The organism is Paraburkholderia sp. J7 (assembly GCF_905220155.1).
In the GTDB taxonomy this organism is placed as follows: domain Bacteria; phylum Pseudomonadota; class Gammaproteobacteria; order Burkholderiales; family Burkholderiaceae; genus Paraburkholderia.
This window is the reverse complement of sequence record NZ_CAJMYZ010000001.1, coordinates 215,133-230,113: the sequence shown is the minus strand read 5'-3', so window position 1 is coordinate 230,113 and position 14,981 is coordinate 215,133. Positions and strand designations below refer to the sequence as shown.

The window sequence follows — 14,981 nt, the reverse complement described above, 5'->3', positions numbered from 1 at the left end:
CGATGGTGGTGGCGAACGGTTGCACGGCATTTGCGGGTACGCGTCTGGTTGCGCGGGGCGCGCCGCTTCAGGTGGCGCTGGCGGTCAAGGCGGAACTCGAGCGTGAAGGCAACGAAAACGGCGCGGCGGTGCTGGTTTTCGACGACTGCGACGCGCGTCCGGTGGAGTTCGATCTGCGCGGCACCGAACAGGATATCGAGGCGCGACTCGTCGCGCAGGCAAGCAGCGAGCAGGCCGCAGCGGCGCTGAATGCTGTAGACGAAGAAGCGCAGGAAGACGCCCCGCGTGGCCGCGGCCGCCCGAAGCTTGGCGTGGTCGCTCGCGAGGTGACGCTGCTGCCGCGTCATTGGGACTGGCTCGGCGCGCAGCCCGGCGGCGCCTCCGTAGTGTTGCGCCGACTCGTGGATTCGGCACGCCACGCGAGCGAGGCACGCGAACGCGTGCGCGCGGCCCAGGAAGCCGCGCATCGCTTCATGACCGCACTGGCCGGCAATCTGCCGAATTATGAGGAGGCGTTGCGTGCGCTCTACGCGGGCGAGCGAAGCCGTTTCGAAGCGGCGAATGCACCCTGGCCGGAGGACGTGCGCGACTATGCGCGGGAGTTGGCGCAAGCCGCATTCGCCTGAACGCACGAACGGCCAATGTGGGGCAAGGAGGGACTCAGATTGAGCGGGCAAAAAAAAACCGCTCAAGCGGGGGAGCGAGAGCGGAGAAGTCGGAGAGTTTACAACTTACAACCTACAACCTCTGCATGAACTGTCATGGGGTCACGCAGCAACGAAAGTCTAGGTCTCGTATCCTGCCCCGAATATAGGAGGAGTCTGAAACTCCATTCGGCATTCACTTAAGACCTCGTATCGGCGAACGCCGGCATGGTTTCGGACGCCTGACATCCGGCTTGCCACGCGGATTGCGGCTCCGTACACTCCCGCCTGATCTGCATCAAGGGCGGCCGTTGCTGCGAGGCGCCAACAATCAAAACCAGAACCAAAACCGCAAATCACGCCGACAAGAGGAACCCATGTCCGACTCCTATTTCCCACGCTGGCGCGCGCAGACGGGTGACACCCGCGGTGTCGTCGCCCCCGATGAGCGCCTCGCCTGGCCGCAGATGTTCGCCATGGGCGTGCAGCACGTCGTCGCCATGTTCGGCTCGACCGTGCTCGCGCCGCTGCTCATGGGCTTCGACCCGAACCTGTGCATTTTCATGTCGGGTGTCGGCACGCTGCTGTTCTTCGTGGTGGTGGGTGGCCGCGTGCCGAGCTATCTCGGTTCGAGCTTCGCGTTCATCGGCCTCGTGATCGCCGTGACGGGCTACGGCGGGCAGGGCGCCAATCCCAACATTCCCGTGGCGCTCGGCGGCATCATCGCGTGCGGCGTGGTGTATACGCTGATCGGCCTGCTCGTTTCGGCGGTCGGCACCAAGTGGATCGAAACGCTCATGCCGCCCGTGGTGACTGGCGCGATCGTCTGCGTGATCGGGCTGAATCTCGCGCCCATCGCCGTGAAGGGGGTGAGCGGTTCGACCTTCGACTCGTGGATGGCGATCGTCACCGTGCTCTGCGTGGGCGGCGTGGCCGTGTTCACGCGCGGCATGCTGCAGCGCCTGCTGATTCTCGTTGGCCTGCTGATCGCCTATGTGATCTACGCGATCATCACGAACGGCATGGGCCTCGGCAAGCCGATCGACTTCTCGATCGTCGCGAACGCCGCCTGGTTCGGCATGCCGAAGTTCACCGCGCCTGTGTTCGACCCGCACGCCATGGCGCTGCTCGTGCCGATCGCCGTGATTCTGGTGGCGGAGAACCTCGGCCACATCAAGGCCGTTTCCGCGATGACGGGCTACAACCTCGACCGCTACGTGGGCCGCGCGTTTATCGGCGACGGCCTCGCCACGATCGTTTCGGGCTTCGCGGGCGGCACGGGTGTCACGACCTACGCGGAAAACATCGGCGTGATGGCCGTGACGAAAATCTACTCGACGCTGGTGTTCGTGATCGCCGCAGTCATTGCGCTCGTGCTCGGCTTCTCGCCGAAGTTCGGCGCGGTCATTCAGACGATTCCGGGCCCGGTGCTCGGCGGCGTCTCGATCGTCGTGTTCGGTCTGATTGCCGTGACGGGCGCGCGCATCTGGGTCGTCAACAAGGTGGACTTCTCGGACAACCGCAACCTCATCGTCGCCGCCGTCACGCTCGTGCTCGGCGCGGGCGACTTCTCGCTCAAGCTCGGCGGCTTTGGCCTCGGCGGCATCGGCACCGCCACGTTCGGCGCGATCATTCTCTACGCTCTGCTGCGCCGCAAGCCGGCGCAGGAAGCGGCGGTCTAAGCTTCACCGCTAATGCGGCGCCGGTCCTCGGCGCCGCGTTTTCCCACTCCCAATCTTTCGATCCGCGCCGCGCTCGCGCTTCTTAGCTGCGGTTGCGTCCGCGCGTGGTCATCGCCGTTTCCGAGAGATCGACTTCGCGCATCAGCTTCGCCAGCGTTTCGTCGTTGATCTGCATCTGGTTGCGCAGCTTGAGCAGCGTCGCGCGTTCGGCGCGCATGCCCGCGAGGCGCATTTCCAGCTCCAGCGCGTCCGAGCGGCGCGCGTGCGCGCTGCGGTCGCGGTCGGCGTCGAGCGAGGCGAGGCGCCGGCGGTAAGTGTCCATCACGCGCGCGGTCGTGTCGGCGGCGTAGGTGGCCTGCGATTCGTCGAGATCCTCGCTCACCTTTTCGTGCACCGCGTCCACCGCGCGGATGCCCGCCTGCGCCGCCTGGATGCGCGCCTGGCGCTCCTCTGCCGCGTGCGGTCCCTGCGCGCCGCGCCGCACGCCGCGCAGCAAGAGCGGCAGGCCGACGATCGCCACCAGCAGCGAAGCGAGGATCACGCCCGTCGCGATGAAAATGGCGCTGTCGCGCCCTGGCAGCGGGCTGCCGTTGGCGAGCGCCACGGGTAGCGAGAGCACGCCCGCGAGCGTGACTGCGCCGCGCACGCCCGCCACCGTGGTGATCGCCACCGTGCGCAGGCCCGGCACCGCGTTCGCCACGCCGTGACGCGCGGCGCCGCGGCTCGCCACCCAGCGCAGCAGCCACACCCAGCCAAAGCGCATGGCGTAGAGCGCCGCGAGCACGGCGGCGATATAGCCGATGAGGCGCAGCATCTGCACGTTGCTCGTGTGGTGCGCGTCGAGCAGTGCCTTGCCGAGAATGCCCGGGAACTGCAGGCCGAGCAGCGTGAACACCATGCCGTTGAAGACGAACTCGATCATCGACCAGGTACTCGTTGCGCGCACGCGTGTCGACACCGGTCCTTTGTGCGCGACGCTCGTGTAGTTCATCGTCATGCCGGCGGATACCGCCGCGAGCACGCCGGACACTTCGAGGTGCTCGGCGAACAGATACGCCGCAAACGGAATCAGCAAGGTCAGCACGACGCCGGGCGCGGGGTCGCCTTCTTCGGTCACGTTGAGAAAGCGCTCCGAAACGAAGCTGAAGAGCCAGCCGATCAGCGCCCCCAGCGCGAGACCGCCCGCCGCGATCAGCACGAAGCTCAGCGCCGCCGCGCGCAGCGAAAAATAGCCGGTGAGCGCGGCCACCACGGCGAACTTGAGCGCGACGAGGCCCGAGGCGTCGTTCATCAGCGCTTCGCCTTCGAGGATGTGCATGAGCTGCGAGGGAATCCGGTCCTTGCCGGCAATGCCCGCGAGCGCCACGGCGTCGGTGGGCGAGAGCACGGCGGCGAGCGCGAAGGCGACGGGCAGCGAGATCTGCGGCACGAGCCAGTGCACGAAATAGCCTACGGCAACGACCGTCAGCAGCACGAGGCCGAGCGCGAGCATGAGAATCGCGCGGCGCTGCATGAAGAACTCGCGCTTGGGCATGCGCCAGCCGTCGGCGAACAGCAGCGGCGGAATGAACAGCGCCATGAAGATGTCGGGGTCGAACGTGACGTGCGGGTTCACGAGCGGAAACGTGAGCAGCGCGCCAATGCCGATCTGCACGAGCGGCAATGGCAGCTTGAGGGGCACGGTGCGCGCGATGACGCCGGACAGGGCGACAGCAAGCAGCAGAATGAGAACGGTGAAGAGGATGTCCATCGAAAAACTTAGCGGGGGCGAAACGGGACGAAAAACGGGACAAAAAACGGGACGATGCGGGGGAGCGCCGAAGACGGAAAGCCGTGGTTTTCGCGCGCGGTACGGCACTGCGTTCTGGCGCGCATTAGAGAGGGGCGGGCCGGTCGAGGGAGAGTGTAGCCTGACGCGTCTGTAAGCCGCCGCGAAGCGCGCAGAATGTGTGCGTGGCGAGGCACACATCCAGCACCATTTGCCTGCGGCAAGGCGCCGGGAATGCGGCAATCTGTCCGCTGGAGCGCGTCACTACCGAAGCAAAGGCGCGTGGAAAGGCGCACGATATCGGTGCACCCCGCGATGCCTCGTACGGTGCATGGCGTGCCCAATCGCTGCGCACGCGACCGGCTAAAACGTATTTCGCGATGCGTGCCAGATCGCAGTGCGAGCGAGCACGGACCTTGCTTGATCCCTCCTGTGACGCAATGAAAAGCAGGCTACGGAGGAACGCGCAGACCGTGCAAAGGTTGTGCGGACGGCAGCGTCCTTCCTACGCGCTAGAGGATGGCATGATCACAGAGCAACAGGACAAAACGGCCGTGGCCCCTCACGGTTTCGATCTCAGCGTCACTTCGGGGCTGCAGCGCTACAGCGCACACCACGGCGACCTCACGCTCACGAGCGTGTTCCAGCCGGTGTTCAGCCTTTCGCACATGCGTGCGGTGGGCTACGAAGGGCTGCTGCGCGCGCACGATCCACTCGACCGCCCGGTTTCGCCGCTCGACGTGTTCGGCGACGCCGCGCGCGTGGGCGACGCGCTGCTGGTGGACCGGCTCGCCCAGGGGCTGCATCTGGAGAACTTCGCGCTGCTGGGCGCGGAGCGCGAGTGGCTCTTTCTCAACGTGCATCCGGGCACGCTGATCGAGGCGTATCACTCGGCGGCGCTGCTAGCCAACCTGCGGCGGCTGAACATCGCGCCGCGACGCGTGGTGCTGGAGGTGCTCGAAGATGAAGGGACGGACCTCGAGGCCCTCGCGCAGGCCGTGGCGACGTTTCGCGAGCGCGGCTTTCTGGTGGCGCTCGACGACTTCGGCGCGGGCAACGTCGACATCGGCCGCGTGTGGCAGCTCAACCCCGACATCGTCAAGCTCGACCGCATCATGCTGATGCACGCGCAGCATCGCGCCGACATGGCCGCGACACTGCCCGCACTCGTGGCGCTGCTGCACGACGCGGGCAAGCTCGTACTGATCGAAGGAGTGGAGACGGAGCACGAGGCGCAGCTCGCGCTCGCGTGCAACGCGGACTTCGTGCAGGGCTTTTTCTTCGCGCGGCCGGCGCCGGGGCTCACCGACGCCGCGCAGGTGCAAGGCGTGATCGCCGAAGCGACGGAGCGCTTTCGTCAGCAGACCGAAACGCGCGAGCGCGGCGAGACCAGTCGCCTCGCGCCTTACCTGCGGGCATTCGAGCGTGCGGCAGAACGCCTTTCGGACGGCGAGCCGATGGAAGAGGTGTGCTGGAATTTCCTCGCGCTCGATCACGCGGCGCGCTGCTATCTGCTCGATTCGAACGGCCGGCAGGCGGGCCGCAATGTCGTGCTGCGCGTCGATCGCGCGGAGCGCGACGCGCGCTTCTTGCCGCTGGAAGACGCACAAGGGGCGAGCTGGCTGCGCAGGCCATACTTCCGCAGCGCGCTCATCACGCCAGGGCGCGTGCACGTGACCGGACCGTACCTGTCGATCAACGAGGCGCTGCCGTGCCTGACGCTGTCGATGGCGGTGCAGGTGGGCGATCGCCTGTGCGTGCTGTGCGGCGACATCGACTGGTTCGAGTAGGCGTGCATCTGCGATCATGTCGTGTTCTTCACGACATGGCGCGCAAACATGCCAATCACACAACAGCGTGAACGGGTGGTGCTGGAAGTCATCGCGACCACGGTCGCCGACGCACGAGCGGCCGCGCGCGGCGGCGCGGATCGTCTCGAACTCATTACCGCGATAGGCGAGGGCGGCCTCACGCCGAGCATCGGCATGATCGAAGCCGTGGTCGAGGCCGTGACGATTCCCGTGAACGTGATCGTGCGGCCGCACAGCCGCTCCTTCATTTACGATTCGAACGATTACGCGGTGATGCTGCGCGACGTGCGTGCCGCGAGGCGGGCGGGCGCGCATGCGGTCGTGATCGGCATGCTCACGCCATCGCGTGAAGTGGATCGCGACGGCTTGCAGCGCGCGATCGACGCCGCCGATGGCATGCCGCTCACGTTTCACCGCGCGTTCGACGAAGCGCGCGATCTGCAGGAAGCGTTCGACGTGCTGCTCGGTTTCGAAGCCGTGACGAACGTGCTGACCTCGGGCGGCAAGCCTTCGGTGCTCGACGCGCAGGCGCAGATCGAAACGCTCGTGCAGCGTGCGGCGCACACGCATTGCACGGTGCTCGCGGGCGCAGGACTGACGGTCGATCGCGTGGCGGAGTTCGCGAGCGCGACGCGGGTGCGCGCGGTTCACTTCGGCTCCGGCGTGCGCGTTGACGGTAAGGGGCTCGCTCCTGTCGACGAAAACAAGGTGCGGCGCGTGCGGACGCTGCTCGACGCCTGACCCATAAAAAAACGCGCGCCATTCGATTGAACGGCGCGCGCTTCCTGCCTTCACTTCACCTTACTTCGCCACCACCACCGGGATACCGCGCAACGCGCCCGCGCCCTTGAACGAAGCGAGCGCTTCCTGCACCGCAGCGCTGGTCTTCACCTCGATGGCAAGGCGCGCAGCCAGTTCGCGCTCGCTGCGCTTCACCGCCGCGAGGTTCGCGAGTTTCACGTGCCCATAGCCACGCACACGCTGGTGCAGGTTGGCAAGCTTGGCGATGTCGTCGGCATTTTCAGCGGTGAGGCTGGCGAACGCACCGCGTAGCGTCGCCTCGTAGTCGCCGGCGAGTGCGCGTTCCATGCGGCGCTCCAGCGTCTTGCCGAACGGATCGAGCCACGTGCCGCGCACGCTGCGGCCCTTCTTCAGCAGCCCGAGCGCGCTCCACAGCCACTGGCCGAACTGCATCTTGCGCGGCGGCTGGCCGTTCTTCTCGCGCGCGATGAGCGGCGGCGCGAGGTTGAACTTCACGGTGAAGTCGCTGCCCGCCGTGCCTTCGAACTGCGCTTCGAGTGCGGCGCGGAACGCCGGGTCGGTGTGCAGGCGCGCGACTTCGTATTCGTCCTTCACGGCGAGCAGCCGATAGAACGTGGTCGCGACGGCGCGCGCGAGCGTTTGCTCGGCGGTCTTGTCCGCGCTGCGAGCGGCATCGACCAGTGCGCGATAACGCTTCACATAGCTTGCCCCACCGTAGGCGAGCAGACGCGTTTCGCGATCGGCGATCAGCTCGTCGAGCGTTTGCGTGAGCTTGCGCGCCGTGGCTTTGGCAGCCGCCGCGCGTTGCGAGTCGAGCGCTTCGAGCGCGGCTGGCTCGGCGGCAGCCATGCGGCCGATGGAGAACGCAAACAGGTTCGCCTTCACGGCCACGTTGTTCAGCTCGATGGCGCGCGTGAGCGCCGCAAGCGATACCGGCACGAGGCCCAGTTGCCACGCAAAACCGAGCATCACAATGTTCGCACCGATCGTGTCGCCGAGATAGCGTTGTGCGAGCGCCTGCGCATCGCACGCGGCGAGCGGATCTTGCGCGGGCGTTGCGCCGTTGGTCGCCGCGTGGCGCATCTTCGCGAGCAGCGCATCGGCGTGCAGGTTCGCTTCGGGGTTCTGCACGAACGACGCGTTCGGAATCTCATGCGTGTTCACGACAATGCGCGTGCGATCGTGACGCACGGTTTGCAGCGCGTCGGCGCTCGCGCCCACCACCATGTCGCAGGCGAGCAGCAGGTCGGCCTGCTGCGTGTCGATGCGCACCTGGTTGAGCAGCGCGTCGGTCGCCGCGAAGCGCACGAACGAGAGCACCGAGCCGCCCTTCTGCGCGAAGCCCATGAAGTCGAGCACCGAAGCGCTCTTGCCTTCCAGATGCGCGGCCATGCTGATGAGCGCGCCAACGGTCACGACACCCGTGCCGCCCACGCCCGTTACGAGAATGTCGTAGGGCGCGTTGTCCAGGTGCGTAGCCGGCATCGGCAGCGCATTGACGCGCGCAGCCAGCGCCTGCGGATCGAACGCGGCCCCCGCGGCCTTCTTGAGCTTGCCGCCCTCGATGGTCACGAAGCTCGGGCAGAAGCCGTTCACGCACGAATAGTCCTTGTTGCACGACGACTGGTCGATGCGGCGCTTGCGGCCCAGTTCCGTTTCCACCGGTTCGACCGAAAGACAGTTCGACTGCACGCCGCAGTCGCCGCAGCCTTCACACACTTCCTCGTTGATGAAGAGGCGCTTGTCCGGGTCGGGGAATTCGCCTTTCTTGCGGCGGCGGCGCTTTTCAGCCGCGCACGTTTGATCGTAGATCAGCACCGTTACGCCCGGCGTTTCGCGCAGCTCGCGCTGCACGGCGTCCAGTTCGCTGCGGTGATGGAATGTCGTGCCCTTCGGGAACAGGCCGTGATGGCCGTCGTACTTCTCGGGCTCGTCGCTCACCACCACGAAGCGCGAGACGCCCTCGGCCTCCACCTGGCGCGCGATCTGCGGCACGGAGATGCTGCCGTCCACGGGCTGGCCGCCCGTCATGGCCACAGCGTCGTTGTAGAGGATCTTGTAGGTGATGTTGGTCTTCGCCGCCACGGCCTGACGGATAGCGAGGATGCCTGAATGAAAGTAGGTGCCGTCGCCGAGATTCTGGAACACGTGCGGCATCTTCGTGAACATGGAATGCGCGGCCCAGTCCACACCTTCGCCACCCATCTGGATCAGGCCCGTGGTGTCGCGCTCCATCCACGAAGCCATGAAGTGACAGCCAATGCCGGCCTGCGCGATCGAGCCTTCGGGCACCTTCGTCGACGTGTTGTGCGGGCAGCCCGAGCAGAAGTACGGCGTGCGGCGCACGGCGTCGGCGGCGTTCGAGAGAATTTGCGGCGCGACGAGATCCACCACGCGTTCGCGGCGGTCGAGCGCTGGCCGGTGCTTCGCGAGCCACGCGGCGAACACGGGCAGGATGCGCGAGGGGCGCAGCTCGCCAAGCTCGGAAAGCAGCAGCGTGCCGTCTTCGGCGTGCTTGCCGATGATCGTAGGGCGTGCGCCTTCCTTGCGGTTGTACAGGTAGTCCTTGATCTGCTGCTCGATCACCGGGCCCTTTTCTTCGATCACGAGCACGTCGGTGAGGCCCGCGACGAACGCGTCGATACGCGACATTTCCAGCGGGAACGACAGGCCCACCTTGTAGACGCGCACGCCGGCTTTATCGAGATCCTCGATGGTGAGATCGAGGCGGCGCAGCGTTTCCATCAGGTCGAGGTGCGCCTTGCCGCAGGTGACGATGCCCACGTTCGCGTGCGGGCTCGGCGCGATCCACTTGTCGATGCTGTTCATGCGCGCGAAGTGGCGCACGGCGTCGAGCTTGGCGGCCAGACGCTGCTCGATGGCGAGGCTCGGCAGATCGGGCCAGCGGTTGTGCAGGCCGCCGGGCGGCGGCGTAAAACCTTCAGGTGCTTGCCAGTCGGTCTTGATGGCATCGAGATCGACGGTCGAGCCCGACTCCACCGTTTCCGAAATCGCCTTGTAGCCCACCCACGCGCCCGAGTAGCGCGAGAGCGCCCAGCCGTACAGGCCGAATTCGAGCATGTCGGCGATGTTCGACGGATTCACGACCGGCATGTGCCACGCCATCATCGCGAAGTCGCTCTGGTGCGGCATGGACGACGACACGCAGCCGTGATCGTCGCCGGCCACGACCAGCACGCCGCCGTGCGGCGACGAGCCGTAGGCGTTGCCGTGCTTGAGCGCGTCGCCGGCGCGGTCCACGCCCGGGCCCTTGCCGTACCACATCGCGTACACGCCTTCGACGGTGCGTTCCGGGTCGGCTTCCACGCGCTGCGTGCCGAGCACGGCCGTGCCGCCCAGTTCCTCGTTGATGGCAGGCAGGAAGCGCACGTCGGCCGCTTCGAGCAGTTTCTTCGCCTTCCACGCCTGCTGGTCGACCATGCCGAGCGGCGAGCCGCGATAGCCGCTGATGAAGCCTGCCGTGTTCAGGCCATGCGCGCGGTCGAGCGCGCGCTGCATGAGCGGCAGGCGGATCAACGCCTGCGTGCCGGTCAGGAAGATGCGGCCGCGCGTGGCGGTGAGGTTGTCGGTGAGCTTGTAATCGGCGAGAGGCGGCGTGTCGCCAAACGCGGGGCGCGCGGTCATTGGGGGAGTCTCCGTTTCTAGTGCATTCGCATGGCCCCGATCACAGAGCGGCGAAAGAGACTCTATTTTTTCTCGCCAATGACGGAAATTTTTTGCTAACTCTCCGGTACTGCCGGTTATTCGCGCGAGAGCCTGCCCACGCCGGGCGAATTTGGAGAGAGATTTTCCCTGCCTCGGCGCGGTCCCGTTTGCGTCGGTCTTCGGGGCAGTCTGTCAGATCACGCGGGGCCCGAAGGCTCTCGCCCCGTCGAACGGCACGACATCGTGAAAGTGCGTGTAGTCCATCGTGCTCACGCCGTCCGCGTCGCTCATCAGGTCGACGTAGCGGTAGTGCCAGCGGATTTGCCGGTCCGACCAGCTAAAGCGTGCCTGCATGGTCTGCGCGGTGGACTCGTCGGAGCCCTCGATCACGACATGGAGCGTGGCGTGCTGTTCGGCCAGCATCTCGGGCGTCGCGCCGTAAAGCGGGCTCGACTCGTCGATCACGTGCATGAGATTCCAGCCCAGCGTGAAGAGCGGATGCTGGTCGCGCACGAGCTTGAGGTCGTGAATGCGCCGCGCGCGAAAGCCGTCCGACGAGGTTTCGATGCGGATGAGCCGCAGCTTCGCCCCCGCTTCGGCGATCACGTTCTGGCGCGCGTTGGCGGCGCGCACCATCAGCGTCATGCGGCCTTCGATGGGGTGCACCACCACCTGGCGCGCGAACATGATCTTCGCGCGCGGACGCGAGAAGCGCGCGAACACGAGACCCGTGGCCAATGCGATGCCCGACATGCCGACGAAGATTTCAAGCGTGGCGACGATGTGCGCGTAGATCGTTTGCGGATGCATGTCGCCGTAGCCGACGGTCGCAAGCGTCTCCACGCTGAAGAAGAACGCGCCGAGAAAGCCCTTCGGGTACTGGTTGGCGATGGGCGCGGTGCCGAGCTGGTAGAGGCACGCGAACACGCCGTTCATGAACAGGAAGAGGGCCGCGAGCGAGGCGAAGAAGGTGGGCCAGCGCATGGTGAGCGCCGAGTGATAGAAGTCGCCCCAGGCCTGCGGCATGCCGTAGACGAGCACCTCGCGCGAGCCGACCATCAGCTTGCGCGGCGTGCCGCGCCGCGCTTTCTGCTTCGGTCCCGCAGGTGTTTCGGACGTGCAGGCGGCCATGTCCACACCCGGCGAATCCTGCGGCGCCGCCTCGGCTTGCTGGGCCGCTTCCTGGTTTGCGACGCGCTCCGGCGTTTCGGGCGTCATGGTGTTCCTGCGGTTCTGAATCGGGATAGGGAGCGTAGCCATGCCAAAGCGACGCGGCAACAACGCAACAACGACGCGACAACGACGCGACACGTCAAGCGTACCGCAAGACGGTATGGGGGAAGCGATGCGGGGACGATGCGCTAGCGCCTCACGCCCGCAGCGCGGGCGGGAGTGAGCGGTAGTGGCGCGCGGCGCGCGTTGGGTTTACGGAAATCCGTGCGGCTTGGGAATGCCCGCGCCGTGTTCGATATCGGCGATAGCCTGCCGGCGTGCGGCGTCCACGGCTTGCGTGGGCGCGTCGAAGCCCGCGTTGCCGCCGACCGTGACCCACGGTTGCACGGCCTTGTCGCGATGCGTGATCTGATACTCGGCGTCCCAGCGAGCGCCCTGCAGTTCGAGCGGATGCACGTGGATGGCGTAGACGCCGTATAGAAAGAGCTGTTCGGACATGGCTAACCTCCTCATGACCGCACGTGTGCGGCCCCATGCAGAGCACCCCCGTCTCATCCAGCGCTGCCAGCCGTCCCTGAGCGGGCGCCGGCTTCAACGCGCGACCTACAGTTCGAGTTCGCCGAGAATGCGATGCGCCAGTGCCTTGGCTTCTTCGAGAGCCTCTTCCGGCGTGCCCGATGCGGCTTCGACTTCATACACCGCGTTTTCGAGTTCCTCGCCGTCGTCGCGCGCCAGGGAGACCAGGCCCTGGTACTGGCCGGCGTTCATGGGCCGTACTGAGGCGACGGCCGTGTAGATCCCCTTGGTGTAGCTGACGTCTTCCATAACGTGCTCCTCGTGGAAGGAAACCCCTCGGCGGGCCGCTCGGATCGGGCCGCGCAGGGTGAAGCGCGCAAGTGTCGCGCCTCGCCCGCAACAAGAGGGAAATTCCATGCTAGCACGTTGCCCGCGCGGCTGCGGGACATGCAAATGACGGCGGCGCGGCGCTTTCGTGTCAGCGCCGCGCCGTGTCCTCGGCGTGTGCCTCGCAGTTCGCCGCGCAGTTCACCTTGCAGTTCGCCTCGCAGTTCACCTTGCCGTGCGCCTTCAGTCGGCGAGCAGCGCGACGACTTCGTCGAGCGTCGGCGAATACGCGCCGGGCCGGCGGCACGCGGCCGCGCCCGCGGCGAGCGCGAAGCCGAGATGCTGGCGCCAGTTGCGCTGCGGCGTGCTCATGAGGCTGAACAGCAGGCCGCCGATGGAAGCGTCGCCCGCCCCCACCGTATCGGCCACTTCGACGCGCGGCGGCGCTGCCTCAATTACGTCGTTGCCCGCGTAGAGCGTGGCCGCCTGCGCGCCGCGCGTGACAAGCAGCGTGGCGGCCGGATTGAGCGCGCGCACGGCTTCGATGGCTTGCGCTTCGCTCTTGCCGGCGAACAGCATGCGCAGGTCTTCGTCGGAGACCTTGATGAGATCGGCGAGCGCGGCCATGCGGCGCAGGATCGGCTCGTAGCCGTGCGCCATAAGGTTGCGGTAGTTCGGATCGAAGCTGATCTTCACGCCGGCCGCGCGCAGCTCGGCGGCAAGCGTGGCGAGCGTTTCGCCGAGCGGCTGGCGCACGAGGCTGATGCAGCCGAAGTGCGCCCACTTCGCATGCGCGCGCCAGCCTTCGGGCAGCTTCGCGGGATCGAAGGCAAGGTCGGCGCTGTTGTCGCCGATGAAGTAGTACGCGGGCGGATGCGTCTGATGCACGATCGCGAGCAGCGGCGCGCGCTCCACGCGCTGCATGAAACGCATGTCGAGCCCGGCGGCCACGCTCGCATTCCAGAGCTCGTCAGAGAAGTTGTCCACGCCGAGCGCGCCCACGCTCGCCGTGGGCAGCCCGAGGCGAGCGACCGCGCGCGCAACGTTCCAGCCCGCGCCGCCAGGGTGCGCGCGCCAGTGCGAGTCCATGCCCGGCGCGCCCGGCGGCGAACTGTGCGGCGCGCCTTCGGGCGCAGGCGTGCGCACGAGATCGGTGAGGATGTCGCCGGCCGAGATGAAGGCCGGGAAGCCGGACGAGAAGTCCGGGCCGGTGCTGCAGGTGCTCATCGTCGTCTTCCTCTGTTTAGTTCTGGCCGCTTGTGCCGGTCATGCCGGCATCGGCGGCGGTCGCTTCCTCGCGGCCCACGACCGGCGCCATGCCGCGTCCGGGCAGCGCGTTCAGCGCTTCGTAGCACGCGCCCATGGTGTGATAGTCGGTCTTGCCCGCGGGGCTCTTCTCGTCACTGTACTTGCGGTTGTCGCAGGTGAGGATGCGATACCACGCACCGTAGCGATGATCGACGAAATTCGCCCAGCTGTAGCGCCAGATCTCGTCGTACCAGTCCCAGAAGCGCTCGTTGCCGGTGCGCTTGCCGAGCAGCGCCGCCGTGGCGAAGGTTTCCGCCTGCACCCAGAAGTACTTGTCGTGATCGCACACGGTGCCGTCCGGCCCGAAGCCGTAGTAAAGGCCGCCGTGATCGTTGTCCCAGGCGTGCGCCATGGCGGCGTCGAAGAGCTCGATCGCGCGCGGCAGCAGCCAGGGCAGCGGGCGGTGCCGCTCGAGCAGCAGCAGCAGCTTCGCCCATTCCGTTTGATGCCCAGGCTGGAAGCCCCACGGGCGGAAGATATTCGAACTGTCTTCTTCGTTGTAATGCCAGTCCACCGACCAGTCCGCGTGAAAGTGCTCCCACACGAGCCCTTGCGACAGCTTCGCCTGGCGCAGCGTGATGTTCGACGCGACGCGCTCGGCGCGGTCGAGATACACGAGATGGCCCGTCGCCTCGTAGGCCGCGAGCAGCGCCTCGGTCGTGTGCATGTTGGCGTTCTGGCCGCGATAGCCCGAGACGATCCAGTCGGCGCTCGCCTCGTCGGCATAGAGGCCCGCCGCGCCGTCCCAGAAGCGGTGTTCCATCAGGTCGAAGGTCGCGCCGATCATCGGCCGAGCTTCCTCGATGCCGGCCATTGCCGCATGCGCGTACGCGAGCAGCACGAACGCGAGGCCGTAGCAGTGGCGCGTGGCGTCGAGCATGCGCTTCTTGCCGTCGCGCCAGTCGATCTCCCAGTCGTAGCCTTGCAGTTGCGGGTCCCAGTGGCCTTCGCGCAGGAACTGCAAGCCGTGGCGCGCGTATTCCAGGTGCTGCGGATCGCCGAACTCGCGATACGCCATCGCATAGTTGAAGACGTAGCGGCAGCTGCTCACGAGGTGGCGCGAGTGCGCGTTGTAGATCGAGCCGTCGTCGCGGAAATAGTGGAAGAAGCCGCCCGACGGATCGAGCACGTTCGGCGCGTAGAAGCGCAGCGTGTCCTGCACGTGGCCGAGCAGGAAGCCGCGGTCGCGAAAGCTCGCGACGGCAGGCGCGGCAACGGGATGTGCGGTGGCGGAGGAGGCGGTGTCGGCGGTCGTCGTCATGGCGTTCTCTTCTGGCTTGGACGTGGCTTCAGCGTTGTTTCAACGTGTTTTCAGCGGAGCGCC

Annotated in this window: 11 protein-coding genes; 4 read left to right on the top strand and 7 right to left on the bottom strand. The window is 66.7% G+C overall.

What is annotated here, in order from left to right:
- Nucleotides 1-2: 2 nt before the first annotated feature.
- Nucleotides 3-626: a DUF2239 family protein gene (locus tag U5A58_RS01035; RefSeq protein WP_321959976.1), complete on the top strand. Its 624-nt coding sequence runs from the start codon at nt 3-5 to the stop codon at nt 624-626.
- 395 nt (nt 627-1,021) lie between these two features.
- Complete coding sequence (locus tag U5A58_RS01030) at nt 1,022-2,326, top strand: solute carrier family 23 protein (RefSeq protein ID WP_321959975.1); 1,305 nt, start codon at nt 1,022-1,024, stop codon at nt 2,324-2,326.
- Between the two features lie 82 nt (nt 2,327-2,408).
- Here the strand turns inward: U5A58_RS01030 and U5A58_RS01025 are convergent, their stop codons facing one another.
- On the bottom strand, nt 2,409-4,076 hold the full coding sequence (locus tag U5A58_RS01025) for a Na+/H+ antiporter (protein WP_321959974.1): 1,668 nt from the start codon (nt 4,074-4,076) through the stop codon (nt 2,409-2,411).
- A gap of 542 nt (nt 4,077-4,618) precedes the next feature.
- On the opposite strand from U5A58_RS01025, the gene U5A58_RS01020 reads away from it, so the two are divergent.
- Together U5A58_RS01020 and U5A58_RS01015 are read left to right on the top strand one after the other, a co-directional pair.
- The gene (locus U5A58_RS01020) at nt 4,619-5,884 is read left to right on the top strand and encodes an EAL domain-containing protein (protein WP_321907476.1); all 1,266 of its coding nucleotides are present in this window, start codon (nt 4,619-4,621) and stop codon (nt 5,882-5,884) included.
- 48 nt (nt 5,885-5,932) lie between these two features.
- A complete protein-coding gene (locus U5A58_RS01015) occupies nt 5,933-6,646 on the top strand; it encodes a copper homeostasis protein CutC (protein ID WP_321959973.1) in 714 nt (237 codons plus the stop codon).
- 60 nt (nt 6,647-6,706) lie between these two features.
- Here the strand turns inward: U5A58_RS01015 and U5A58_RS01010 are convergent, their stop codons facing one another.
- From U5A58_RS01010 to U5A58_RS00985, 6 genes are all read right to left on the bottom strand, one after another.
- A complete protein-coding gene (locus U5A58_RS01010; protein ID WP_321959972.1) occupies nt 6,707-10,312 on the bottom strand; it encodes an indolepyruvate ferredoxin oxidoreductase family protein in 3,606 nt (1,201 codons plus the stop codon).
- Nucleotides 10,313-10,525: 213 nt separating this feature from the next.
- Entirely contained in the window at nt 10,526-11,464 is a 939-nt protein-coding gene (locus tag U5A58_RS01005; protein ID WP_321960229.1) for an ion channel, read from the bottom strand.
- Nucleotides 11,465-11,758: 294 nt separating this feature from the next.
- Complete coding sequence (locus tag U5A58_RS01000; RefSeq protein WP_042265602.1) at nt 11,759-12,004, bottom strand: hypothetical protein; 246 nt, start codon at nt 12,002-12,004, stop codon at nt 11,759-11,761.
- Between the two features lie 105 nt (nt 12,005-12,109).
- Nucleotides 12,110-12,331: a hypothetical protein gene (locus U5A58_RS00995; RefSeq protein ID WP_028201740.1), complete on the bottom strand. Its 222-nt coding sequence runs from the start codon at nt 12,329-12,331 to the stop codon at nt 12,110-12,112.
- Nucleotides 12,332-12,592: 261 nt separating this feature from the next.
- Complete coding sequence (locus U5A58_RS00990) at nt 12,593-13,576, bottom strand: carbohydrate kinase (RefSeq protein WP_321934395.1); 984 nt, start codon at nt 13,574-13,576, stop codon at nt 12,593-12,595.
- A gap of 16 nt (nt 13,577-13,592) precedes the next feature.
- Entirely contained in the window at nt 13,593-14,918 is a 1,326-nt protein-coding gene (locus U5A58_RS00985; RefSeq protein ID WP_321959971.1) for an AGE family epimerase/isomerase, read from the bottom strand.
- Nucleotides 14,919-14,981: the final 63 nt, after the last annotated feature.